This is a genomic window from Paenisporosarcina antarctica, assembly GCF_004367585.1.
Taxonomy (GTDB): domain Bacteria; phylum Bacillota; class Bacilli; order Bacillales_A; family Planococcaceae; genus Paenisporosarcina; species Paenisporosarcina antarctica.
On sequence record NZ_CP038015.1, the window covers coordinates 1,262,765 to 1,287,504 of the forward strand.

Consider the following 24,740-nt stretch of genomic DNA (forward strand, 5'->3'; position numbering starts at 1 on the left):
GAGGTGAAACATGATTAATTATCTTATACTTCTATTGCTAGCACTAATTGTGTTTCCAATAGTCATATTATTCATAAAAAAGATAGATTTAAAGACGAAGTTAATGTTTTTAGTGGGTGGTTTATTAATCGCTCTTTTAGGTTTACTAGTGCAATCGACACTTAGTTTTTATTATGCACTTTTAATCATGATTGGATTGATTTTTGCAGGTGCGGTACTTTTAACAAAACAATTAGAAAAACAAAAGTTGGAAGAAGTAGAAACTCATCGTTCTGTTTCACAACCGATTCCACCGGTTTTGGAAAAACCAACTACTAAAGCTCAAGTTGAACTTGAGCTTGCACCTACAACTGTAACCGAAGTCAAAAATGATGACTGGTTAAAACCATCCAAGAAGGAGGACCAATAAATGAATAATAAATTATTTGGGACTACTTTTGCCGCCCTTCTAGGCTCATCGGTTTTATTCTTTGGTGTTACTCAAGCAGGTACATATGTAATTAATGATGTGATTTTTGCTTCAAAAGAATATGGCGATCAAACATACATAGGTCCTTTTGATGTTTCGAATTTACCAGAGGAAGAAGCTGCTGTGACCGTTCAAACTGGCGTTAAAGGTTGGTATGATCAAGCACAAGTGAAAATCAAACTTCAAGATGTTATTGTACCTTTTCCGTTAGAAGTGGTTCAATTTAATACGGATCGTACATTAACTTCTGCTGAAGACGGTGCGAAGAATGATTTACTCTTTGATGTAACGGAGGAATCGGTAGGGACATTATTAAATCAGCAATTTTCCCCATATGTTTTTACTGATGAGGAAATCGCCAGTGCCACTGAGGCCATACGTGTTCAATTATCTTCAGGACGAAAAGATCAAACAATCGATATTTCCAGTGTTTTATTAGCAAGTACAGCTATAGAAGCTTCGATAACGGACGTTACTTTTGATTCAATTAAAACATCGGTGGGAATTCAGAATTTAATATTGGCACTAGATGGGTATGCAATTAATCCATTAACTACTTTCTCTTTATTAGAGTTTATTGAAACAGTCGATATCGGTATTGTGACAGAACAAGATTTAACAACTGTGGCATCCATTTTATATGCTTCAGTTCTTCAAACGAATTTCGGTGTAGATGAGCGTAGTATTGGACCGATTATTCCAAAGACCGTTCCACTAGGTTACGAAGCTACAATTAATCGAGAACTTGGCGTAGATTTTGTTTTCACGAATCCCAATTCAACTACTTTCACGCTAAATCTAAGTATTATTGATGCTAATTTAAATGCTTCAATAACTGGTTTACCTCTAATTTATAGCTACCAAACTACTGTTTCGAATCAAGAAGAATTTACTCCAAAAACAATCAAACAATATAGCTCATTCGTTAATCAAAATACAATTCGTTTAAAAACAGCTGGAGCTAATGGGGTTCAAGTGACAGTCATAAAAACAATTGTGTCTGGAGAAGATGTTTTAGAAACGATAAATATTTCGAAAGATTTCTACCCACCTGTACATAAAGTGGAAGTTCATCCTTTGACAGTTATAGAAACAGCTCCTGCAGAAGGAAGCGGAGATGGCACCACACCTGATGATGGAACGACAGGTTCGACAGACGGCTCAACAGGACAACCGTCAACTGATAATGGAGATGGAACTTCAGATAACGGCTCATCAACAGGAGGATCTGGCTCAGGGAATGATTCAGGTACTGAAAATGATCCTACTAGCGACGATACAGATCCGGAATACGATAAAGGTGGAAATGTAATACCACCAAGTAAGTAGGTATAGGGGGAAGTAACTTGATTCGAAAAAGACTAGGTGATTTATTAGTTGGAAATGGGCTAATTACAGAGGATCAACTAACGACTGTGTTGCAAAAAAAATCACGAGATGAAATGCTTGGCGATGCACTTTTGCAACAAGGTATTATTACGGAGCAACAGTTACTCGAAGTGCTCGAAATTCAACTTGGAATCCCTCAAGTTCAATTATATCATTATCCATTTGACCCGAAAATTTTCAGCGTGATACCAAAGGATTTGGCAAAACGAAATCTGATTGTTCCTTTGAAAATTGATGGAGATAAATTATATGTTGCGATGAAAGATCCAATGGATTTCATTACGATTGATGATCTGCGATTAATTAGTGGGTTTCAAATTATTCCTGCCATTGCATCTAAAGAAGACATTTTAAAAACAATTAATAAATATTACGAAGACGAATCGTTTGATGATTTCTTGGTTGACCAAGCCGTTTCTGCTGAGAAACAAGAAGAATTGTTAGATGTGGATGCTCCAGTGGTACGGATTGTTAATCAGATTATGTCTGCAGCAGTGACGCAAAAAGCGAGTGATATTCATTTCGACCCTCAAGAAACACGTTTGTTGGTTCGATTTCGAATTGATGGAGTTTTACATGATGAGCGAACGCTTCCTAAGTTAATGCAAGGAATGGTGACAGCTCGTATTAAGATTTTGGCAAAGTTAGATATTACCGAGCATCGGATCCCTCAAGATGGCCGGATAAAAACAAATGTTGATTTTAGAGCAATCGATTTGCGTGTCTCCACATTACCTACTGTGTATGGGGAAAAAATCGTTATGCGTATTTTGGATTTATCAAATAACTTAACTGACATTTCAAAGCTTGGTTTGTCTGAAAAGAATTATGAGCGTTTTATGAAAGAAATAGCTAAACCAAACGGTATCGTTTTGATTTCAGGTCCAACTGGGTCTGGAAAATCTTCTACTTTATATGCTGCTCTAAACTATTTAAATGATGAAGAAGTGAATATTATTACAGTTGAAGACCCAGTCGAATATCAGCTGGAAGGAATTAACCAAATTCAAGTAAATTCAAATGTAGGGTTAACGTTTGCGGCTGGACTTCGTTCTATTCTGCGACAAGATCCTGACATTGTCATGGTCGGAGAGATTCGTGATAAAGAAACAGTTGAAATTGCGATTCGTGCTTCATTAACGGGTCACTTAGTATTAAGTACAATTCATACCAATGACTCGATTGCCTCTGTTACACGTTTAATGGATATGGGGGTTGAACCATTTTTAGTGACAAGTTCTATTAATGCTGTCGTTGCACAACGTTTAGTGCGACGTGTCTGTCGTGACTGTAGTGAAAAACAGGAACCGACTGTTCGTGAAATAGATATTTTCCGAAAGCGTGGAATGGATATCCAAGCGATAACAAGAGGCAAAGGTTGTCCTTCATGTGGTATGACGGGCTACCGAGGACGGATGGCCATACATGAAGTTCTTGTAATAGACGATAAAATTAAAAGCGTGATTAACCGTGGTGGAAATGCGGCTGAAATAAGAGAAATTGCTCAAGCTAATGACACGATATTTTTAATAGATGACGGATTAGAGAAAGTACGAGAAGGCAAAACGACAACAGAAGAAATTCTGCGTGTTGCCCTCCAAGATTAGGTGGATTTATGAGAGAATCAATTGATCAATTACTAACGAACGCGTTTCATCAAAACGCATCAGATATTCATATAACCGTCGGAGTGCCTCCGATTTTTCGAGTACAAGGTGACTTAGTGAAGATTGGGTCTACACCGATTACGGATGATATGTCTAGAGAAATGGCACGAGCGATTACACCTGATAAATTATGGGATACCTTTTTAGAACTAGGCGAGCTAGATTACTCACATGTGGTAGAAAATGTTGCACGTTATCGTGTAAATGCATTTCATCAAAAAGGGAAGATCTCCATTGCGTTCCGTACGATTCCACAAATTATTCCAACGGTTGACCAGTTAAAAATGCCAAATACGTTGAAGAAATTAGCAGAAACAAAACAAGGATTAATTTTAGTGACAGGTCCTACAGGTTCAGGGAAATCAACAACTTTAGCAGCCATGATTAAACATATGAATACAGACTTAAACTTACATATCATCACATTGGAAGATCCGATTGAATATATGCATGAACACGGTACGAGTATTATCGATCAACGTGAAGTTGGCTTTGATACGAAATCCTTTACGAGTGGACTACGTGCAGCATTAAGACAAGATCCAGATGTCATTCTCGTTGGGGAAATGCGTGACTTAGAAACCATCGGTATTGCCATCACAGCAGCAGAAACAGGTCACTTAGTGTTAGGGACATTACATACTTCTAGTGCTGCTTCAACCATTGAACGTATTATTGACGTGTTTTCACCGGAACAACAAGCACAAGTGAGAACGCAACTTGGCGGCGTATTAAAAGCTGTAATTAGTCAACGATTAATTAAAACAGTTGATGGAAAAGGTCGTCGGGCTGCAACAGAAATATTAATTAGTAATTCTGCCATTGCGAACTTAATTCGTACAGCAAAAGTGCATCAAATACCAAATGTTATTATGACGAATCGTGCTCTTGGTATGCACATGATGGCAACGTCTGTGAAAGAGTTAGTCGAGTCCGGACAAATTTCACAAGAAATGGCTCAGCCATATCTTGAAGGAGAAGAGCATTAATGGCACGTTTCCAATATGTAGGTCGTGACCGTAAAGCCGTACGAAAAGGAATTGTACAAGCAGCGAATCAACGTGAAGCAGCCATGAAACTCCGCGATGATGGCATTCGTATTACTGAAATTAAGCAAATGGCTTCTACAACACTTCAAAAGGATATCGCTTTTGGAAATCCTGTAAAGCGCGAACAATTTATTATGTTTTTACGCCAATTTGCGACACTAATGAGAGCCGGTGTCACGATTGTCGATTCATGTGTTATTCTGGCGCAGCAAGTAGAGTCAAAAGCATTGAGAAGAGCACTTGTAGAAATTTCCGATGATTTGAAAAGCGGGAATGCTTTATCAGAATCAGTGAAAAAATTTCCGAGAATCTTTGAACCGCTTGTTGTGAACCTTCTGCAAGCTGGTGAATTAACGGGATCTATTGATGATTCTTTAGATACGTTAGCGCTTCATTTTGAAAAAGCTCATGCTACAAGACAAAAAGTTGTTTCGGCAATGACTTATCCAGTAATCGTTGCGATTTTAGCGGTGGGCGTTGTTATATTCTTATTAACTTCAATCGTACCCATGTTCGTCGAAATGTTTAGTAGTTTTGGTGGTGAGTTGCCCCTACTTACTAGATTCGTAATGGGAGCTAGTGATTTTGTACAGGGGTATTGGTATGTGTTAGTTGCTGTTGCTGGTCTATTTAGCGGAGGTTTGTGGTTACTTAGAAGAGATGAGAAAGGTAGATATGTGCTTGATACTTTCTTATTAAAAATGCCTTTGTTTGGTAATATCCTTAAAAAAGCCGCACTGGCGCGTATGACGCGTACTCTAAGTTCTTTATTTTCAAGTTCTGTACCCATCTTAACTGCACTGACAATGGTTGAACGCGTGGTTGGCAATGAAGTCATCGGAAAAGTAATTCTTCAATCTCGTGATGGGTTAGAACGTGGTGAGTCGATGACAGGTCCTATGAAAGGTCATTGGGCGTTTCCACCACTAATCCCACATATGATTTCAATTGGTGAAGAAACAGGGGCACTTGATCATATGTTAGAGCGAGTAGCAGAGTTCTATGAAAAAGAAGTCGATGCAGAGACGGATAAGTTAAAAGCGATGATAGAGCCTTTAATGATTGTTTTCTTAGCAGGGCTTGTAGGAACGATTGTTATGGCAATTATGCTACCTATGTTTGGTATGTTTGAGAATATGGATAATATGTAGAGGATTTAGCACTTTATTGTGTCAAATAAGTATTTAATAATGTAATCAGCCGTCGAGTTGTCATTATAAGATAAATTAATTCAAAATATTATTATTTGAGTCATGTGTCATAAATGCCATTTGATGAATGACATGACAACTTAAAGGATATTCCTTTTGAATTTGTTAAGAATTTCGGCTATTTGATTGGAGAGAAGAGCGGTGGCTCCACAAGGAAAAGTGTGTCCAGGTGCGTGACACCGTGGATAGTGTAGCAAACGAGGAAGCACACGGATCACCCGCGGAAAGCGCTCGTAACGGAAAGCGTCAGAAACTCCGTTTTAAAACACTTCGTAATTACATCTAATTTTATGAATAATAAATTAAAGTATTCGTTTCGGAAATCTAATAAGACAAATAGATAGAAATAATAATAAATTATCAACCACATGATAAGCCATATTAATAGTATTATAAGGAGAAATTTCGGTCCATGGGCTTCGTTGTCTAATTACCCGTAATAAACCTATTTAGTAGGGATTGAGATGTGTATAGTAGGTGAATTATACTTAAATAAAAATGAGTACAAAGTCTATTTATCTATATATTTCGACATATAAACATGTTATTATACAGATGTACTCATTATAGTACTAATTTTTAGAGAAAAAAGGGAGGCTTACAGAATGAGAAAATTCATTCAACAAAAGTTAAAAGATCAAAAAGGTTTAACATTAATCGAGCTTTTAGCAGTAATCGTAATCTTAGCGATTATCGCGGCAATTGCTGTTCCAGCAATAAGCGGCATAATCCAAAATTCACGTGTAGGAGCAATAAAAGCGGATGCAATTAATATAATAAATGCCGCTAGTTTATATAATTCTGACTCACCCGAAATAGCTCAGCCTAGTGTTACACTTGCAGAGTTGAAAGCTAATGGTTTTATTGATGATGCAGGGTCATTTGAAGATCAAACTGTTGAAGTTTTTTTGGAGGATCTTTCAATAACTGGTAAAGGCATTTTAAACGCTAAGATTCAAGTCGATTTCGTTCGAGCTACTAAAGCTGAAATCTCAGAATATGCAAATGGTAGAAGAACTATTCTTACAGTTACTGCGGGTACTGATCCAGTAACTCCATTGCGATCTATTATTGCTAGTATTGCTAACTAATTTTAACGGAGCTGATTCTATGAAATTCACACCCTCGTTCTTAAACAAACGCACACGCGTGGCGACGGTTACAATTGAAGAAGATGCGATCCGAATGGTAGAAGTGAAGTCAACGTCTCCTTTGCATGTTGTTTGTGCAGAGGAGCGTTCTTTGCCTTCTGGCATTATCACGGATGGCAAAATTGTGGACGCAGATGCGCTGGTGTCGATTTTAGGCGAGGTCGTGGATGAGTGGAAACTTTCCCGCAAAGCTGTTCGCTTTTTAGCACCTGACGAATATGTGATTATCCGCAAACTAACTTATCCTCCTGATGTTCGACCAGATGAGTTGAAAGGTCATTTCTTTATTGAAATTGGTTCGACACTTTATTTACCGTTCGAAGACCCCGTTTTTGATGTCGTACCTTATACGGCATCTACCGAAACAAAAGAAGCTATTTTAATCGCTTCGAAAGAAAGCATTTTGAATACATATGAAGACGTCTTTGAAGACGTGAAAATGAAACCGATTGTTGCTGATATTGGACCACTTGCCTTGTATAGATTAGCTTTTTCGCAACATGATTTTTCAGGTGAGGAACATATTTTATTATTAGATGTCAAAAACGATAAGTATATCGTTTCAATTTTCCATCAACATTTCCCGTTATTTATGCGTCCCGTAGAAGTGGCTGAACCTGAAGATTCGAATTATTTTAGTGGTTCACAAACGACTAAAATGGATTCGCTCGTGGCTGAAATTGAAAAGCTCATTAATTTCTATCGCTACAATATGAATCAAGGAAATGAAGGCATTACCCATGTGTTACTTAACGGTGAGTTGGATGGATGGGAAGATTTATTACAGACACTCGAATTGCGCTTTGAAGTGAAAACGTCAACAGTAATTCGTGAAACGATTTATTTAGAAGATGGAAAAGCCATTCCTGTTCGTTTTAATCGAGCGCTCGGACTAGCTCTGAAAGAGGTGTGATGATGTTAGTAGATATAAATTTACTTGGCGATAAGGAACGGGACCGTCCTGTCTTTGTCGTTGCAGCTATTTCACTTATTCTTTTAGGGTTAGTTACTGGACTCGTTTTTTATTTCCTTGGAAATACATATAGCAACAAACAGCAAGTTCTTGCAGCTCAAAGCGTAGAAGTTGTTGGACAACAAGCGGCCATCCAAGAGCAGATGGTCACGACAGCAGCATTAAGTGATACACAGAAATTGCAAAAGACTGTCGAGTGGGCTGAAACTTATCAATACGACACACTACCTTTGATTCGTGAATTGACTGCGTTATTACCGGAACGCGGGTACTTCTTAAGCTTTTCATTTTCAACACCGAACCAAGTAACGATCACAACTCAATTTGATACATCTCGTGCTACGGCGTTTTACTTAACTCAACTTAAAGCGTCTGACATGATTACAGATGTTGTTTTATCATCGGTTTCTTTTCAACCTTTAGCTGAAGAAGCTGTCGTTGAAACGGATGGTACGGTGACAGAAGTTGAGTCTACTGAAGAAATCATGCCACGTTATTTAGCTTCTTATGCAGTGACATTTTTAGATACACGTATGCCAGCAGATGGTACAGCTGTTCCAGTTGATCCAAGCGTACCACCTGTTGAAGGAGAAACGCCAACTGAAAGTGAAACACCTTCTGAAGAAACAACAGAAGAGCAACCAGCTGAAACACCTGATACCGAACCACAACCTCCTGCAGATGATGCACAAGGAGATGATGCAAATGAGTAATTTAACGAGAAAACAAAAAGAAATTGGTCTTATTGTATTATCAAGTTTATTTTGTTTAATTATGATTGCCTATGCGTATTTCACTTTCTATGTTCCTAAGAAAGAAAGTCTATCAGTTGCTGAAACAACACTCACAACAGATAGACAAACTTTATTTGCATTAGAACAGCAGTTGGCTGATCAACCAGAAATACCGATTGTCAGTTCACTCGAGTTGCAAAAGAAAGTTCCGATTGATCCGTTGACGGAATTAATCATATTGCAAATTGAAAAAGCAGAAGTCGTGTCGAAGTCTCTAGTTCAATCAATCGGTTTTTCAGAAGGACCTTTTGTAATTGAAGCACCTCCAGAAGGGGTCGAAACACTTCAACAGCTTCTCGTCAATTTATCTATTGAAACATCATCGTATGCTACTTTAGAAGCTTTCATTGATGAGATTGAGAAATTGGATCGCATATTAATTGTGGATAATATCTCATTCAGTTCACCTGGGGAAGTAACGACGGAAGTATTAGAACCTGCGAAGTTACAACTGTCATTGTCTTTTACGGCGTTCTACCGACCTGACCTACTAGAACTCCTTGATGAAGGGCCGAAAGTCGATACGCCTGCACCTGCAGACAAATCGAATCCACTCCCTTCAAATGAAATTATCGAGGATGGAGAAGTGGTTGCTATAGAACCTGCCTCAACAATAACTGAAACAGTTGAGGCGTCGATTGAAGCCAGTTCAGTTACACAAGCTCCTACTACAAAACCGGTGACCAAGATTGCAACAGCACAATCTACTAAAGTTGTAGCAAAAGTACAACCAAAACAAAAATATAAAACATACACAGTAAAACCTGGAGACACTCTATTTTCCATTTCGATGCAACACTATGGAACTCGATTAGGTGAAGAGAAAATCAAAGTAGCCAATGACTTACCTTCGAATAAAGTAATGGTCAATGAAACATTAATCATTCCATATTAAACACACAAAAACTGGAGAACCCATCATTTCTCCAGTTTTTGTTTCATTACTTATTTATGTGCAATATGTAAAAAGCATTAAATATTCAAAATGATTAGTACCAATATATTAAGTCGAGCCTTTAATTAGTGTAATGGAGTCTTTACTCTTTCTTGGGTCGAACTGGTAAGAACTCCTCACTCGTTTCTAGCTTTGTAATTAATCTATAGTTGATTTAAATAACAGTTGAGAAAGTACATTTGCTCCAAGATTCTTCAAAAGCATGAAACTTAGAACGCACAATAATTAGTTTTACACTCATTCACTAAACCTGAATTTCCGACAAATGCCCCTAATTTAAAGTATGTGGAGAAAATAAGAATTTTTCTGTACCTACATTTGAATATGGTAAACACTTATAATTGTCTGTTTTACATATGATGACCTAAAGGTTGATTGAAATGGAAGACGGCGACTCCATCGGGAATAGCATGAGCTGAAGACCCCACAGACGAGCTTGCTCGTCGAGGAGGCTGAAGCCGTGCCCCGAGGAAAGCGTCCGTCTGAAATGGAAATCAACCTCTACTAAATATATAGGGAACTGCTTTTTGTTATATTTTATGACTTGTAGGACAGTGCATACTCGTTGGCTCATGCGGAAAGCGTCCGCCCGTAAGGGAAATCAACTATGTTCTTTAACAGAACGTTTTCAAAATGAAATAGCAATCCTATGAAAGAGGGAAACTTATGGAGATTCTTTATATAACTTTATTTTTTATCTACGGTCTTATATTCGGTTCATTCTTTAATGTTGTCGGCTTACGCGTTCCGAAAAATGAATCTATCGTAAACCCACCTTCACATTGCACGGTATGTGATCGTCGCTTAACATTCAAAGATTTAGTTCCCGTCTTTTCGTTCATTTTCTTAAAAGGAAAATGTCGAGTTTGCGGTACAAAAATTAATTGGATATATCCGGTAATGGAACTGACAACTGGTATATTATTCGCATTCGCCTACTGGAAGATTGGTTTTTCACTGGAACTAATTGTGGCTATCTTATTTGTTTCTATGTTAGTGATTATCACGGTGTCTGATTTAGCGTATATGCTGATTCCCGACAAAGTTCTTTTATTCTTCGGCATTTTACTTATTATCGCGCGCGTTTTCTCGCCTCTAGATCCTTGGTGGGATAGTATACTAGGTGCTGCTGGTGGGTTTGGACTATTGTTATTAATTGCGATATTGTCGAAAGGGGGCATGGGTGGAGGAGACATTAAATTGTTCGCCGTTATCGGACTCGTGCTCGGAATTATTCCCACTCTGCTCACGCTTTTTTTAGCGGCATTCATTGGAGCCATTGTAGGTGTCATTCATTTAAGACGTTCAAAACAAGGACGTAAAACACCAGTGCCTTTTGGTCCGTCGATCGCACTTGCTGCAATCATTGTTTATTTTTATGGAACATTTATCCTCGACTGGTATATGAATTTGTTATTTTAACTCGAAAACTTTTTTTGACAAGCCGACACAGGTCTTGTCTTTTTTTATGCTCAAAATGTTAGCGTTAAAAGAAAAACGGGGTGATGGTATGCGTTTTTCAAAAAAATTCTCAAAGTTTTCTTATACACTTGCAATTTTACATGGTTTTTTAATTGGTGCCGTTTCAATTGGATTATTTGCAATTATGATTCAGTGGCAAGATCTTGCTGTTGAGGCCCCCGCACCAACCGCAACTGACACAGAAACACCTGAAAAAATGGAGTCTGTAGATGCTCCAGCAAATACCGCAACAGACAATCAATTCTATGCGAAGCAATATGGGGTATTTACTGGTGCTGAAGGTGCTTCTGCTCTACTACAATCAACTCCAGCTATGAAAACAGCTGCACTCATTATGGCGGAAGGTCAATATTATGTATGGTCAGAGGCGAGTGTTGTGGAAAGTGACGTGAAAATTGTGGGAAGCACTGATTCTTTTAGTAAACCATTTAAAATTAATGCGTCTGCATGTAAAGAACAGGCACTGCAAAAACTGCCCATTTATCTTACACATCCAGACCCATCAAAATTTAATTTTGAGAGTACGAAAAATACAGGGGCAATTCCAAAGGATTGGGAAACCAATATTACCGCTATATCAACACTTTCGAAAGATGTCAACGTCATCCGTGTACAGCTTTTATCGCATTATTTGTCTCAAAATAACTGCCTCAAAATTGAATTTTAGCATGTGCATAATGGTCATAATGAAATTATTGCCCTTTAGACACATTTTTCAACTTTGGCATCTTTCTGTATGATGTCAAAAAGGAGATGATTTCATTGAGATTAAAGACGACAAAGCCAATTAGCATCTGCCTCACCGAGAAGAAAAGAATTACTGTCACTACTACAGGTGCCATTTGAAGTGAAGACCATAGAGGTTGATGAGCAAGCGGTCTTTGGCAGTTCACCTTCTGAGTTAGTAAGTAACATCGCCATAGAAAAAGGGTTTCGAGTGGCCGACCGCAATCAACATGCTATTGTCATCAGTGCTGATACGATGGTATTTATAGATGATAAGCCACTAGGGAAACCAGAGAATGCCACGGAAGCGAAAAAACATTTGCGTAAATTATCAGGTCGCACGCATACGGTCATAACAGCTGTAGCTTTGTTTTTTGATGATATATGTGGTGTGTTCTGTGAGAAAACGAAAGTGACATTTTACGCGCTTTCAGAGGAATGGATTCATGATTATGTGGCAAGTGGGGATTGTTATGATAAGGCAGGCGGCTACGGCATCCAAACGGCAGGCTCATTAATGGTTGAACATATTAGTGGCGATTACAACAATGTCGTTGGTTTACCAGTTGCAGAACTGTATCGTGAAATGAAACGTTTGCAGCTAATTGAGTTCGCGACAACGGGAGCACGCAATGATAACTGAAGTAAAACCAACACTCATGATACGAGAAATTCCTCCTGCAGACCGGCCGCGCGAACGTTTAATGAACCAAGGTGCTGCCGCCCTGTCAAATCAGGAGTTGATTGCTATTTTGCTGAGGACGGGTACAAAACAAGAATCCGTCCTACATTTAGCGAATCGCGTATTAACGTTTTTTGAACAACTTCATGAGTTAAAAAACGCGACAATCGAAGAAATTATGTCGGTAAAAGGGATTGGGGAGGCGAAGGCTATTCAATTGCTTGCTGCAGTTGAACTAGGACGACGTTTAGCTCAGCAACAAACGGATGTTAAATTCACCGTGCGTTCACCAAAAGATGCAGCTGCATATTTAATGGCAGATATGACATCTTTAAAACAAGAAAATTTCGTTGTATTATTCATGAATGTAAAAAATCAAATTTTACACAAACATACCATTTTTATTGGCAGTTTAAATGCCAGCATTGTGCATCCTCGCGAAGTGTTTAGAGAAGCAGTCAAGCGTTCTGCCGCCTCGATAATTTGTGCACATAATCACCCGTCGGGAAACCCAGCACCTTCCCCTGAAGACATCGAAGTAACAAAGAGATTACAAGAGGCAGGACAAATAATGGGAATCGAATTACTCGATCATGGTGCGCGCTGTTCCTAGACAATCTGCATAGAAATACGCAATAAAACTAGGCAAAGATTCTACATCTTTGAACTTTACACTTAAATAGGTTGGGGAAGTTCCAACTTATCGTTAAATGTTGGTAACGATACTCTGAAACTCCGACATGCATGAGTGGTTAACTCCAAACGTGTATGAAGCTCGGTAAAGGCGCTGAAAAACAGACCTGCGATGTGGTTAGTGAAGTAAGCGGGAGGCTATTAAATCGTCATGCTGACTCACCAGGAATCCTCGTATGTACGGCTCGTAAAGGCATAGGAAAACGAAATGAAGTTTTCCGCTTCAAGTAAATGAAGTTTAATCGTGGATTTTGTATTTGTGGTTGCAAAATCTGTACTACTCCAGTAAAGGGATAGTGTCTTGCGTCCTTCCAACTATGGGCAAAAAGATGGTTAACGGGTTAAAGAGGACAGCTAAAACGATTATGCAAAGCTAAAGTGTAAGGAACAGCGGAACCTTGGAAGATGATGATAAAGAGAGTTAACTCTAATGCATCTAAATTGGAGGAAATGCCAGTTGCATCTAAGGGGCAGCAGCCCGTAGTAGTGTTGAACTTTCTGTAATGGAAATGGAGCGAAGGGGCATAGTCAGTTTCATTCTTAAGTGAAATCAACTTGTTAGGGAAGCCGCATGTGCGCACCTGATTAAAACCTTGCATTCTCCAAATAAGGAGGAACTGCAATGGAACAACAATCTAACTATCTAAAATCAGAACAAGGATTAAAAGATAAACAGGACGAGTTATATGAGAAAACAATTGAGGGCATAAGGCAAAAGGGACAATCACCTGGTCACAAGAACTTACTGGAGTTAATGATAAGTGAAGCAACGATAGTAACGGCTATCCATCGAATCAAAGCAAATAAAGGAAGCCGAACTGCTGGTAGCGACCATCAATTAATGAAGCCAGATGTATTAAAAAAGATTATCCCGAAATTATCGAACTTGTTCAAAATAGCTTTCTAAATTACCGTCCAAAACCCATACGAAGAAAGTATATTCCAAAAGCAAATTCCGATGAATTACGTCCACTGGGAATACCCAGCATCATCGATCGCATTGTACAAGAGTGTGTCAGACTAATTATGGAGCCAATTCTCGAAGCACACTTCTTTCAACATTCATATGGTTTTAGACCGATGAGGGATTCCAGCATGGCATCCACACGAACAACTGATATTGTCCATAACACGGGACATTATTGGATAATTGAAGGAGACATCAGTAAATTCTTTGATTGTGTCAATCACACGATTCTTATAAAAAAGTTATGGAATATGGGAATTCGGGATAGACGTGTTCTAATGGTTGTTAAGTCGATGTTAAAAGCAGGAATCATGGATGAACTGAAAGAAAATCCAATTGGTACACCGCAGGGGGGAATTATTTCTCCATTACTAGCAAATGCTTATTTACATTCATTTGACCAATGGGTAACGAGAGAGTGGGAAAATAAAAAGACAGACTATCCTTATGCACAAAAATCTAAGCAATACTATAGATTGCGGAAAACAACAAGATTGAAAGAAACGTATCTTGTTCGATACGCAGATAATTGGGTACTTATCACAAGTTCAAGGCGTAATGCGGAAAAGTGGAAATACAGAATCACAAAATATCTAAAAGAGCGATTAAAATTAACATTATCAGAAGAAAAAACGCTCATCACAGATATAAGAAGACGACCTATAAAATTTCTAGGCTATGAAATCAAGGCAATTAAAGGCAAGGCAAAGAATGGACATATTTTGGTCAGTAAGCCAAATCAACAACGATTAAATGAAAAAGTAAATGAGATTCATAAAACGATTAAGAAAATCAAAGGTGCCACAAAAAAAGATGATTTAATTCACTGGATTAATCTCATCAACTCGAAAATTAGAGGGTTGATTCAATATTATGAATCGACAACAAAAGTAAACGTGTACATGGCTAAATATGCAGATAAGCTACACTATGCAGCATATTTAAAGCTAAGGAGGCATGGCGGGTATAAATTGCCTGCGAAACTTGCGGATAACCTTCGCTCCGCTCATGATCACTATCAAACGAAAATCCCGGTGATTGAATATAACGGCCTGAAATTCGGTGTAACAAGATTAGATTTCTGTAAATGGCAAACGGCAAAAAATAAAAGTCCATCAGAGACTCCTTATACCTAACGAGGAAGACAAATATATATGAATCGAACCGGAAAGAAACCTCTTAAAGTAAGAGCGGATGAACTTCTTAGCTTGAATTGGTCAAAAATCATTAAAGCGGGGCATAAGGAAAAGCTTTATAACTTTGAGTATTTTATGAATCGTGCGTACGCATTTAATCGTGATAAGGGCAGATGTCGAGTATGCAAAGAAGTACTGCAAGGGGATAATATACGCATCCATCATATTAAACCCAAACTTCCGCTAGAGGAGGTAAATCGGGTACCAAACCTTGCATCCATGCATGAGCATTGCCATCAAATGATTCACAGCAGAAAAGACTATTCGAGTGTCGGGCATGTAAAATGGGGAAAAATCCTAGGTTTTAGAGAAAAGTTGAGCTTCATATAATGTATGAAATTGATGGAACGCCGTATGAGGTGAAAATCTCACGTACGGTGTGAAGTGGGGGAAAAGAGCTCCTAGCGAGTAATGTCGAGGTTGTCTCTTACCTATCACTATTGATTATTGGAGATCACCAGTTTATTAGTTTGAAAGAAAAGGGTTACATGTGACACTGTGACACTGTGATTTTCTCCTTATATCCGTTATAATCAAAGTTATGGTTTAAACTAAGCTAAGATTAACTGGCGTAGGATAGAAAGGAAGAAAATAACGTGTTTGGATTTGGAGCAAAAGATGTCGGGATTGACCTTGGCACAGCGAATACATTGGTATTCATTAAAGGAAAAGGGATCGTATTACGCGAACCTTCAGTAGTAGCTAAAAATACGCATACTGGTGACATCGTTGCTGTAGGAAACGATGCTAAAAATATGATTGGTCGTACACCTGGTTCAATCGTAGCTATTCGCCCAATGAAAGACGGGGTAATAGCAGATTTCGATATTACAACGGCGATGATTGAATATTATTTAAAAGAAGCAATGAAAGCGGCTGGCTCAAGATGGAAAAAACCAAACGTTATGATTTGTGTACCTTATGGTATTACTTCTGTTGAGCGACGCGCGGTTATTGATGCAGCTCGTCAAGCAGGCGCAAGAGACGCTGTCACAATTGAAGAACCATTTGCAGCAGCAATCGGTTCGAACTTACCTGTTTGGGAACCTACTGGAAGCATGGTCGTCGATATTGGAGGCGGTACAACTGAAGTAGCCGTGATCTCACTTGGAGGCATTGTGACAAGCGAATCTGTGCGTGTAGCAGGTGACGCGATGGATCATGCTATTACAAGTTATATTCGTAAAATGTACAACCTAACAATTGGGGAACGAACTTCTGAAGCGATCAAAATGGAAATCGGTTCTGCGAAAGTTATTGATAATGTTGAAAAAATGGAAATCCGTGGTCGCGACTTAGTGACAGGTCTTCCGAAAACACTTGAAATCTCTTCTGAAGAAATCTCAGAAGCACTAAGGGAGTCTGTTGCAGCGATTATCGATGGCGTCAAAAAAACGTTAGAACAAACGCCTCCAGAATTGTCTGCAGATGTCATGGAACGCGGAATCGTCTTAACTGGCGGTGGCGCATTACTAAAAAACCTAGACAAAGTAATTAGTGACGAAACAAACATGCCGGTCTTCATTGCAGAAAACCCGCTTGATTGCGTAGCAATTGGTACGGGAATGGCTCTTGATCATATGAACATGATTCGCCAAAATTCTAAACACTAAGGAGTCCGTTTTTAATGCCACAATTTTTTTCGAATAAGCGATTAATTTTGCTTCTTGTCGGGGTTATTTTTCTTGTGGCATTGATCAGCTTCTCTCTCAAAGATCGTGACAATGCGTCTCTACCTGAACAAATCGTTAAAGATGTAGTTGGTTTTGGACAATCACTTTTCTCCAAACCAACACAGTACATAACAGGTGTTTTTGATAATGTCGATTCTTTGTTAAATACGTACGAAGAAAATAAACGATTAAAAGGTCGTTTAGAAGAATTCGCGAAATTGCAAGCGGATGTCAACGATTTGGCATCCGAGAATACGAGATTACGAGAAATCGTGGACAAGCAAGACGATCTTCGAGAATACGAGCCGATTCAGGCAACTGTAATCGCGAGAAACCCTGATCAGTGGGAAAAAAAAGTAATACTCGATAAAGGCGAAGTCCATGGGGTTAAAAAAAACATGGCGATCATTACGGCACAGGGCTTAATCGGAAAAGTAATACTCACGACACCGTTTACATCATCTGTTGAACTTTTATCGACACAAAATCCAATCTATCGTGTATCAGCGAAGGTTATGGGTAAAAAACAAGCATTCGGCTTAATTGAAGGATACGATGATGAGCGAAAAGAACTCATTTTAAAACGAATCGATTCTAATATTGAAATAGAAGTAGGGCAGCAAGTCATGTCTTCAGGACTTGGTGGGATTTTCCCGCAAGGTCTTTTGATTGGTGAAATTACTGAAGTCTCGACTGACGATTATGGCTTAACAAAAATGGCGTATATCAAACCAGCAGCTGATTTTCAATTACTTGACCATGTAATAATTGCGAAACGGTTAATGACCACGGTTGATGGTGCTGACGGAGATAATACTTCGACAGATGATGTCGCTGAAGATGAGGATGCATCCTGATGCGCTTTATTGTTCCGGCCATTGCAGTCGCATTATTCTATCTTGAACCCGTTTTCGGTCTGTTTTCTCCCCTCGATATTGGTGGGGAGTATCGTTATTTAATCCCTCGATTCCTCATCATGTATTTAATATTCATATCCATCTACTATAGTCGTAATCGCGCTATGGCGTATGCATTATTCTTTGGGCTCTTGTATGATGTGTTTTTCCTTGATATTATTGGACTATATTCTTTCTTATATCCATTAATTTGTTTAATAGCTAGTTTTATAATGAGATACATTCACCAGCATTTAATTGTGACGACCTTAATGTCACTTGTGCTAGTTACTGGACTTGAATTCGCGTTATACCAATTCTTTTCATTAATTGGATTGACGGATATTTCTCTACAAGTATTTGTGCGCGAACGCTTAGTTCCAACAATGATTGCAAACTCAATTTTCTTAGTGGTGCTCGGCTGGGCATTTAAATACGTAATCAATGCACGTTTGTTGCAAAGATTAAATCAGCCAAATTGATTTATCGCGTGAGGTGACGCATTTGACGAATAAGCATCTAGTCTCTATAAAAGGAACAAAAGACGGTCTAGTGCTTCGGCTGGATGATCAATGCGCGTATGCCGATCTGGTGGAAGAAATAAAACGTAAAGTTTCGGACGAAGGCATCGAAGGACAAGCAGAGGTATTATTACAACTCGGCAATCGCTACTGTTCAGAAGGTCAAAAAAGAGAACTGATTGCCTGTGTTCACACGTCTCCGCATTTACGTGTCTCAAGAGTGCAAAGCGATGTTATATCTGTTGAAGAAAGCAATCAACGCGTTTTGGAACGTCAATCGGAAACGTTTGTCGGCATCGTGCGTTCTGGACAAGTTGTCCGAGCGGAAGGCGACTTAGTGGTCGTTGGAGATGTGAACCCAAATGGTAAGCTTATTGCAGGGGGTAATATTTTTGTTCTTGGGCGTTTAAAGGGAATCGCTCACGCCGGAGCAAAAGGCAATAAAGAATCGGTCATCGCCGCATCATGGCTAGAAGCTACACATCTTATGATTGCTGAAGCAATAGAATTGATGACAGATGAACTGACCATATTATCGGAACAACCGGAAATGGAATGCGCGTATTTGCATGCGAATGGCTTCATTGCTATAGATCGCTTACAAGAACTGCGTTTATTAAGACCGCAATTATCTACATTCAGAGGAGGAAGCTAATGTGGGAGAAGCAATCGTAATTACTTCAGGTAAGGGAGGCGTTGGCAAAACAACGACAACGGCTAACCTTGGGACTGCATTGGCACTTCAAGGAAAAAGAGTTTGTTTAATCGATACCGATATCGGCTTACGTAACCTAGACGTTGTGCTTGGTTTAGAAAACCGCATCATTTATGATTTGGTTGACGTAATCGAAGGTCGTTGTAAAGTGCATCAAGCTTTAGTTAAAGATAAGCGTTTTGATGATAAATTATTCCTACTTCCAGCAGCTCAAACGACAGATAAAAACGCTATTAATCCTGAACAAATGAAAGAACTCGTATCAGAATTAAAACGTGATTATGATTATGTCCTCATTGACTGTCCTGCAGGTATTGAACAAGGTTACAAAAATGCAGTGGCAGGAGCAGATCGTGCAATCGTCGTCACGACACCTGAAATTTCGGCAGTGCGTGATGCGGATCGTATCATTGGCTTGCTTGAGCAAGAAGATATTGCACCTCCAAAATTAATCATTAACCGTATTCGTCAACATTTAATGAAAGCTGGCGATGCGTTAGATGTCAATGAGATTACGACGCACTTATCAATTGATTTACTTGGTATCGTAATGGATGATGAAAGTGTTATTACATCTTCTAATAAAGGTGAACCCATTGTTATGGACCCAACTAAACGAGCAGCTCAAGGCTACCGCAACATTGCCCGTCGTATTTTAGGCGAATCTGTTCCTTTAATGTCGATGGACATAAAACGCAAAAACGTATTTTCTAGAATACTAGAAGTTCTTACTAAATAAATTAGCTGAATCCCTCACTTTTTAAACTAGTGGGGGATTTTTTTAGGGGGAGATTAGACTGAATAATTTGAAAACATACGAATTAAGCGTTTTACGGATTAGTATATTAAATTCACGCACAGAATGTAACTTGAAAGCTAAGCAGAGTTATCGAAATGTGAAAGCGGGATTTTCGGGTGAAGAGAAAGTAATGAAGTATCTGGAAGAAGCCCGACTAACATCTAAAGTTGAAATTTATCGAAATGTCGTGTTAGATCATGTGCAAATTGATGTCATTGTTGTGACGCCAAAGTTAATATGCATTTTGGAAGTGAAAAATATGAAAGGTGAATTTTATTTTGATCCCATCACGCAACAATTTTATCGGATAATTGATGGAAACAAAGAAGGCATGAGAAATCCAGAACTTCAATTGCAACGTGCAGTGAAACTTTTACAGGCAAGGCTTCATCGCAAAGAATTGGAAATGCCTGTTAAAGGTCTGATCGTGTTTGCGAGTCGAGCTGGGATTGTTATTAAACCACCAACACTTTTTCCAGCAATTCCAATCGATGCCGTGTGCGATTCACTTGAACGGATGGAAGCGATGAGTCAAAAATTGATGACAACTGAAGAAATGAAAAAAGTAAAACACAGTTTGAAACAAAACTCCATTCCGGTTCATGATGATGAGTTATTGGAGAGACTCGGAATTGAGCGCGTTATGATTCTCACAGGTGTGAGATGCATGTCATGTTTTTGCGTCGGAATGCAACGAATTTATTCGACATGGCTGTGCGGTAGTTGTGGTTGTCGAGATAAGAATGCACATATGGCAACTTTGCAAGAATATCAACTGCTTTTTGGGCGACAAATTACAAGTAAAGATGTGATGTGGTGGTTGGGGATTGAGGACAAACACTTGGTAAAACGCGTCCTCAAACAAATGTCTGAAGATAGTATGGGGACCAATCGTAGTCGACACTATAAATTGAAATTTGAACCATGGTTACTGTCGCATTTTTTAGCAACAGAAATGAAGAAATTTTAGGTTACAATTGGTTAGTTGCCTCAGTTGGACAGAAAGTTATCCCAGTGAGCATCAGAGTTGCCTCAGTCAGACAAAAAGTTGCTCCATTTACAACAAAAGTTGCAATAATGATAGTGAAAGTTGGTTTACAACCAGAAAAAACAAATGGTTCATTTCGCTTTGCTCTGTTTTCGAGCAGTGTCGCTCTATTATGAGTGGGAGAGTTGTAACAATAAGAATAGAGTTACTGGGGCATTTTTTAGTAACAGAAATGAATGGATTTTTAGGAGACAATTGGTTAGTTGCCTCAGTTACCCCAGTGAGCATCAGAGTTGCCTCAGTCGGACAGAAAGTTGCTCCATTTACAACAAAAGTTGCAACAATAATAGTGAAAGTTGCTTTACAACCACAAAAAACAAATGGTTCATTTCGCTTTGCTCTGTTTTCGAGCAGTGTCGCTCTATTATGAGTGGGAGAGTTGTAACAATAAGAATAGAGTTACTGGAGCATTTTTTAGCAACAGAAATGAAGAAATTTTAGGAGACAATTGGTTAGTTGCCCCAGTTGGACAGAAAGTTACCCCAGTGAGCGTCAGAGTTGTCTCAGTCGGACAGAGAGTTGCTCCATTTACAACAAAAGTTGCCTCAGTCAGACAAAAAGTTGCTCCATTTATATCAAAAGTTGCGCTAGTCGCCCAAAATCCATTGAATAATTCATCTTTTCAGCCTGTAATCTCTAGTTACCAAACTGCATATACTACCCGAAAAGGGGGCTGCGGCATGAAATCTGCACAAAAATGGATCATGGCATGCATTTTCACCGTTGGCATCATCGCAATTATTCAAATACAAGAACAAGATGGTCAAACTTCAAAACTTCGCACAGTGTTCACTCAAGGGAGAGACCTTCAAATAGCTCGCGAATTCGTACTCGCTCAACTTCCGTCAACTTGGCAATCTGAGCTAATTCCTGTCGTAGCAATGCAGGAACAAGACCCTATGATTCCCACGATGGCGACGTACGAATCGATGCAACCGTATGAAAATGGAGTGATTGTTTCTTACACTACACAGATAAAAGTATTTGCTCGGGAAGATGGCATCATTCTGTTTACTGGACATACGCGTCACACGGGAAAAACGATGACGGTTCTTTATAATAGCGGGGATATCGTGACGTATGGATTTGTAGAAAACTTTTCGAATTTACCGTATACAGCAGTGTCAGCAAAAGATTTAATTGCAGAAGTGAAACCGGGATCGATGTATGTGAAAGTAGAACGAGGAGGTAAAAGCCTCGATTCGTCTGCAGTCACAGAATGGATGAAGGATGTACTTTACTAATATTCGACTACATCCAATCATGCTGCCTATTATTATTTACCTCATTGCTACTGCGCAACTCGCACATTATAGTATTATTTTTGGTTCTTTACTCATTCACGAACTAGGACATATTACAGCGGCTAAATGGACGGGTCTCAAAATGACGAGTTGCACAATTCTTCCGTATGGAGGAGAAATTAAGATAAAGAATCTCTATCTTGCTCCTCCTCATCAACAATGGCTAATTGCCATTGCTGGTCCACTGGCTACATCTATCCTTTATTTAGGCGCGCAATTTTTTGATTTTCCTGGACAAGCTTTTTTTAATCAAGTCCAGTTGACTATACTTGCGTTAAACTTACTTCCAATATTGCCCTTAGACGGGGGACAAGCCTTAAGATCTATAATTCCAAAACGCCACCACCATACACATTTAGCGATTTCAATTTGCGCATCGACATTGCTGATTTTAGTTACATATAACCAACCTCATCTAACTTTCATTTTTGCATTTATCGCATTTCAAAATATTCGTTCGTGGCAGTATCGAAAATACGAAGAAGCTTATTATAAAATTGTTACGAAGCAGTTGACGCTCCCATAGAGTTATGGTAAAATATTAATGTTATTGTTTGTAGCACCCGTGCTACTACAACCGCTCTGAAGAGGTTAAAGTATCTGCAAAGATCACCTCATTTTAAGGCGAGTCTTAGTCTAATAGGAGGTGCAGTAAAATGTACGCAATTATCGAAACTGGTGGTAAACAAGTCAAAGTAGAAAAAGGTCAAGAAATTTACATCGAATTATTAGATGTGAATGCTGAGGACGTTTTTACATTTGATAAAGTATTATTCGTAGGTGGAGACAACGTGAAAGTTGGCGTTCCTTTCGTGGAAGGTGCAACAGTTAAAGCAACAGTCGTGAAAAACGGCCGCGCTAAAAAAATCACAGTTTTCAAATATAAAGCTAAAAAGAACTACCGTCGTAAACAAGGTCATCGTCAGCCTTACACAAAACTTGTGATTGATTCGATCAATCTGTAAGATGTGTAAAATATGATACAAGTAACGATTGAAAAAGATCAATCTGATCACATTTGTTCTTTTGAAATGAAGGGCCATGCAGATTTTGCTGAGCATGGAAAAGATTTAGTGTGTGCAGCCGCAACTGCTGTTTCTTTTGGAGCAGTAAATGCAATCGTTGAACTTACAAAAGTCATTCCTGACGTTAAGCAAGGGCAAGACGGAGGATTTCTCAAAGTCTCGTTTTCTCAGAACCTAGTTCCAAAAACAAATGAACAGGTACAATTAATTGTACAAGCGATGATTGTTTCTTTACAAACGATTGAACAAGATTATGGACAACATATAAAAATAACCCTTCAAAAAAAGTAGGAGGTGGAACAGATGATGTTAAGATTAGATCTTCAGTTTTTCGCATCGAAAAAAGGAGTAGGTTCGACCCGTAACGGTCGTGACTCACAATCAAAACGCCTTGGCGCTAAACGCGCTGATGGTCAATTCGTATCGGGTGGCTCAATTTTATACCGTCAACGCGGTACTAAAATTCACCCGGGTGAAAACGTAGGCCGTGGTGGAGATGACACACTTTTTTCAAAAGTTGACGGAATTGTACGCTTTGAGCGTTATGGCCGTGACAAGAAAAAAGTTAGTGTATATCCTGTAGCTCAAGAAGCTTAATTCAAACAGCCAAAGGACTGCATAACTGCAGTCCTTTTTCTTTTTATTAAAAAACTAATATGTGCAAAGTGTGTCTAGCTCAATCGCGGTTCGTTTAGCTATTAAGACTTCGAACTCAAACTGTATAACTAGAGCTGAGCTTTGTACTTTTAATATTTGCAATAAAATCGCATCATTTCTTTGTATACAAAGGAAATGACATTAGCATAATGGAGAGTGTGCACATGACCGACAAACCGTTTTCAGTAAATGAGGCATTGCGATTTGCACGGCATGATTTTTTAAATCAGTTGCAGCTTATCAAGATGAATATTGATCTTGCACGACTGGAAGAGGCGAAAGCGGCCATTGATCATTACACCTCAGAAGTTAAAGCGATTTATGAATTAACTAAGTTAAACATACCGTTCACTTCAGAGTGGTTACAAACCGCAAATTGGCGTTTTTTAGGATTTCAATTCAATATTACGAGTCATATTGAAACTTCGTGTAACGAATCTTTAGATGAACAAATTTATAATGTGCTTGACCAAGCAACGAATTTGTTGCATAACCAGTTAGATCCATTTGTGGAACAACAATTGCATATTCATATTGTAAGTATCCCGTCTGAATTTAGAATCACCTTTGAAGCAACTGGACAATGGGAATCAATAGCACAAGAAATTTCATGCGAACCACAAGTTACACTGACCCATGAATGTAAAACGACCAAGAAATGGCGTTTTCATATAGAAGAAAGCAAGGAGGGATAGTCT

The 24,740-nt window shown here is 38.8% G+C and carries 30 protein-coding genes and 1 other annotated feature; all 30 genes read left to right on the plus strand.

Going from position 1 to position 24,740, the window contains the following annotated elements:
- Positions 1-10 precede the first annotated feature (10 nt).
- The 30 genes from E2636_RS06345 to E2636_RS06480 all read left to right on the plus strand — a co-directional run bounded on the left by E2636_RS06345 (position 11) and on the right by E2636_RS06480 (position 24,737).
- Positions 11-409 (plus strand): hypothetical protein, encoded by a 399-nt coding sequence (locus E2636_RS06345; RefSeq protein ID WP_134209453.1) that lies wholly within the window; start codon positions 11-13, stop codon positions 407-409.
- Positions 410-1,798: a VanW family protein gene (locus E2636_RS06350; protein WP_134209454.1), complete on the plus strand. Its 1,389-nt coding sequence runs from the start codon at positions 410-412 to the stop codon at positions 1,796-1,798.
- A 17-nt stretch (positions 1,799-1,815) separates the two neighbouring features.
- Positions 1,816-3,465 (plus strand): GspE/PulE family protein, encoded by a 1,650-nt coding sequence (locus E2636_RS06355; protein WP_134209455.1) that lies wholly within the window; start codon positions 1,816-1,818, stop codon positions 3,463-3,465.
- An 8-nt stretch (positions 3,466-3,473) separates the two neighbouring features.
- Positions 3,474-4,514 carry a type IV pilus twitching motility protein PilT gene (locus tag E2636_RS06360; RefSeq protein ID WP_134209456.1) on the plus strand — a complete coding sequence of 347 codons (1,041 nt, stop codon included), beginning with the start codon at positions 3,474-3,476 and terminating at the stop codon, positions 4,512-4,514.
- Positions 4,514-5,725 (plus strand): type II secretion system F family protein, encoded by a 1,212-nt coding sequence (locus E2636_RS06365; protein ID WP_134209457.1) that lies wholly within the window; start codon positions 4,514-4,516, stop codon positions 5,723-5,725. The genes E2636_RS06360 and E2636_RS06365 overlap by 1 nt, the downstream gene beginning before the upstream one ends.
- Positions 5,726-6,390: 665 nt before the next feature.
- Positions 6,391-6,876: a prepilin-type N-terminal cleavage/methylation domain-containing protein gene (locus E2636_RS06370; RefSeq protein ID WP_134209458.1), complete on the plus strand. Its 486-nt coding sequence runs from the start codon at positions 6,391-6,393 to the stop codon at positions 6,874-6,876.
- Between the two features lie 19 nt (positions 6,877-6,895).
- A complete protein-coding gene (pilM, locus tag E2636_RS06375) occupies positions 6,896-7,849 on the plus strand; it encodes a type IV pilus biogenesis protein PilM (protein ID WP_134209459.1) in 954 nt (317 codons plus the stop codon).
- Between the two features lie 2 nt (positions 7,850-7,851).
- Positions 7,852-8,622 carry a hypothetical protein gene (locus E2636_RS06380; protein WP_134209460.1) on the plus strand — a complete coding sequence of 257 codons (771 nt, stop codon included), beginning with the start codon at positions 7,852-7,854 and terminating at the stop codon, positions 8,620-8,622.
- Positions 8,615-9,598: a LysM peptidoglycan-binding domain-containing protein gene (locus E2636_RS06385; protein WP_134209461.1), complete on the plus strand. Its 984-nt coding sequence runs from the start codon at positions 8,615-8,617 to the stop codon at positions 9,596-9,598. Before E2636_RS06380 ends, E2636_RS06385 begins: the two co-directional genes overlap by 8 nt.
- A 726-nt stretch (positions 9,599-10,324) precedes the next feature.
- On the plus strand, positions 10,325-11,080 hold the full coding sequence (locus E2636_RS06390) for a prepilin peptidase (RefSeq protein WP_134209462.1): 756 nt from the start codon (positions 10,325-10,327) through the stop codon (positions 11,078-11,080).
- Between the two features lie 46 nt (positions 11,081-11,126).
- Complete coding sequence (locus E2636_RS06395) at positions 11,127-11,807, plus strand: hypothetical protein (RefSeq protein WP_134209463.1); 681 nt, start codon at positions 11,127-11,129, stop codon at positions 11,805-11,807.
- Positions 11,808-11,987: 180 nt separating this feature from the next.
- On the plus strand, positions 11,988-12,509 hold the full coding sequence (locus E2636_RS06400; protein WP_407670280.1) for a Maf family protein: 522 nt from the start codon (positions 11,988-11,990) through the stop codon (positions 12,507-12,509).
- Complete coding sequence (gene radC, locus E2636_RS06405) at positions 12,499-13,161, plus strand: RadC family protein (protein ID WP_134209465.1); 663 nt, start codon at positions 12,499-12,501, stop codon at positions 13,159-13,161. Before E2636_RS06400 ends, radC begins: the two co-directional genes overlap by 11 nt.
- 702 nt (positions 13,162-13,863) lie before the next feature.
- Positions 13,864-14,148 carry a hypothetical protein gene (locus tag E2636_RS19315; RefSeq protein WP_243840735.1) on the plus strand — a complete coding sequence of 95 codons (285 nt, stop codon included), beginning with the start codon at positions 13,864-13,866 and terminating at the stop codon, positions 14,146-14,148.
- Between the two features lie 92 nt (positions 14,149-14,240).
- Entirely contained in the window at positions 14,241-15,344 is a 1,104-nt protein-coding gene (locus E2636_RS19320) for a reverse transcriptase domain-containing protein (protein ID WP_243840770.1), read from the plus strand.
- Positions 15,345-15,362: 18 nt separating this feature from the next.
- Positions 15,363-15,734: an HNH endonuclease gene (locus E2636_RS19325; RefSeq protein WP_243840736.1), complete on the plus strand. Its 372-nt coding sequence runs from the start codon at positions 15,363-15,365 to the stop codon at positions 15,732-15,734.
- A gap of 266 nt (positions 15,735-16,000) precedes the next feature.
- Positions 16,001-17,017: a rod shape-determining protein gene (locus E2636_RS06415; RefSeq protein WP_134209466.1), complete on the plus strand. Its 1,017-nt coding sequence runs from the start codon at positions 16,001-16,003 to the stop codon at positions 17,015-17,017.
- Positions 17,018-17,031: 14 nt separating this feature from the next.
- Positions 17,032-17,934 carry a rod shape-determining protein MreC gene (mreC, locus tag E2636_RS06420; protein ID WP_134209467.1) on the plus strand — a complete coding sequence of 301 codons (903 nt, stop codon included), beginning with the start codon at positions 17,032-17,034 and terminating at the stop codon, positions 17,932-17,934.
- Positions 17,931-18,455: a rod shape-determining protein MreD gene (gene mreD / locus E2636_RS06425; protein WP_134209468.1), complete on the plus strand. Its 525-nt coding sequence runs from the start codon at positions 17,931-17,933 to the stop codon at positions 18,453-18,455. Before mreC ends, mreD begins: the two co-directional genes overlap by 4 nt.
- A 22-nt stretch (positions 18,456-18,477) precedes the next feature.
- Positions 18,478-19,149, plus strand: coding sequence for a septum site-determining protein MinC (gene minC, locus E2636_RS06430; protein WP_134209469.1), 672 nt, complete (start codon positions 18,478-18,480; stop codon positions 19,147-19,149).
- A 1-nt stretch (position 19,150) separates the two neighbouring features.
- On the plus strand, positions 19,151-19,948 hold the full coding sequence (gene minD, locus E2636_RS06435; RefSeq protein ID WP_134209470.1) for a septum site-determining protein MinD: 798 nt from the start codon (positions 19,151-19,153) through the stop codon (positions 19,946-19,948).
- 67 nt (positions 19,949-20,015) lie between these two features.
- A complete protein-coding gene (locus E2636_RS06440) occupies positions 20,016-20,978 on the plus strand; it encodes a nuclease-related domain-containing protein (RefSeq protein ID WP_134209471.1) in 963 nt (320 codons plus the stop codon).
- Between the two features lie 44 nt (positions 20,979-21,022).
- On the plus strand, positions 21,023-21,172 hold the full coding sequence (locus tag E2636_RS18925) for a hypothetical protein (protein ID WP_166669455.1): 150 nt from the start codon (positions 21,023-21,025) through the stop codon (positions 21,170-21,172).
- Positions 21,173-21,228: 56 nt separating this feature from the next.
- Positions 21,229-21,426 (plus strand): hypothetical protein, encoded by a 198-nt coding sequence (locus E2636_RS06450; RefSeq protein ID WP_166669488.1) that lies wholly within the window; start codon positions 21,229-21,231, stop codon positions 21,424-21,426.
- 115 nt (positions 21,427-21,541) lie between these two features.
- Entirely contained in the window at positions 21,542-22,300 is a 759-nt protein-coding gene (locus tag E2636_RS06455) for a hypothetical protein (protein ID WP_243840737.1), read from the plus strand.
- Complete coding sequence (locus tag E2636_RS06460; protein WP_017381189.1) at positions 22,287-22,886, plus strand: site-2 protease family protein; 600 nt, start codon at positions 22,287-22,289, stop codon at positions 22,884-22,886. The genes E2636_RS06455 and E2636_RS06460 overlap by 14 nt, the downstream gene beginning before the upstream one ends.
- Positions 22,887-22,925: 39 nt before the next feature.
- Positions 22,926-23,002: a sequence feature (ribosomal protein L21 leader region), on the plus strand.
- A 14-nt stretch (positions 23,003-23,016) separates the two neighbouring features.
- The gene (rplU, locus tag E2636_RS06465; protein ID WP_017381190.1) at positions 23,017-23,325 is read left to right on the plus strand and encodes a 50S ribosomal protein L21; all 309 of its coding nucleotides are present in this window, start codon (positions 23,017-23,019) and stop codon (positions 23,323-23,325) included.
- A 12-nt stretch (positions 23,326-23,337) separates the two neighbouring features.
- The gene (locus E2636_RS06470; RefSeq protein ID WP_017381191.1) at positions 23,338-23,676 is read left to right on the plus strand and encodes a ribosomal-processing cysteine protease Prp; all 339 of its coding nucleotides are present in this window, start codon (positions 23,338-23,340) and stop codon (positions 23,674-23,676) included.
- Between the two features lie 15 nt (positions 23,677-23,691).
- Positions 23,692-23,982 carry a 50S ribosomal protein L27 gene (rpmA, locus tag E2636_RS06475; protein WP_026045707.1) on the plus strand — a complete coding sequence of 97 codons (291 nt, stop codon included), beginning with the start codon at positions 23,692-23,694 and terminating at the stop codon, positions 23,980-23,982.
- A gap of 224 nt (positions 23,983-24,206) precedes the next feature.
- Complete coding sequence (locus tag E2636_RS06480; protein WP_134209474.1) at positions 24,207-24,737, plus strand: Spo0B domain-containing protein; 531 nt, start codon at positions 24,207-24,209, stop codon at positions 24,735-24,737.
- Positions 24,738-24,740 lie beyond the last annotated feature (3 nt).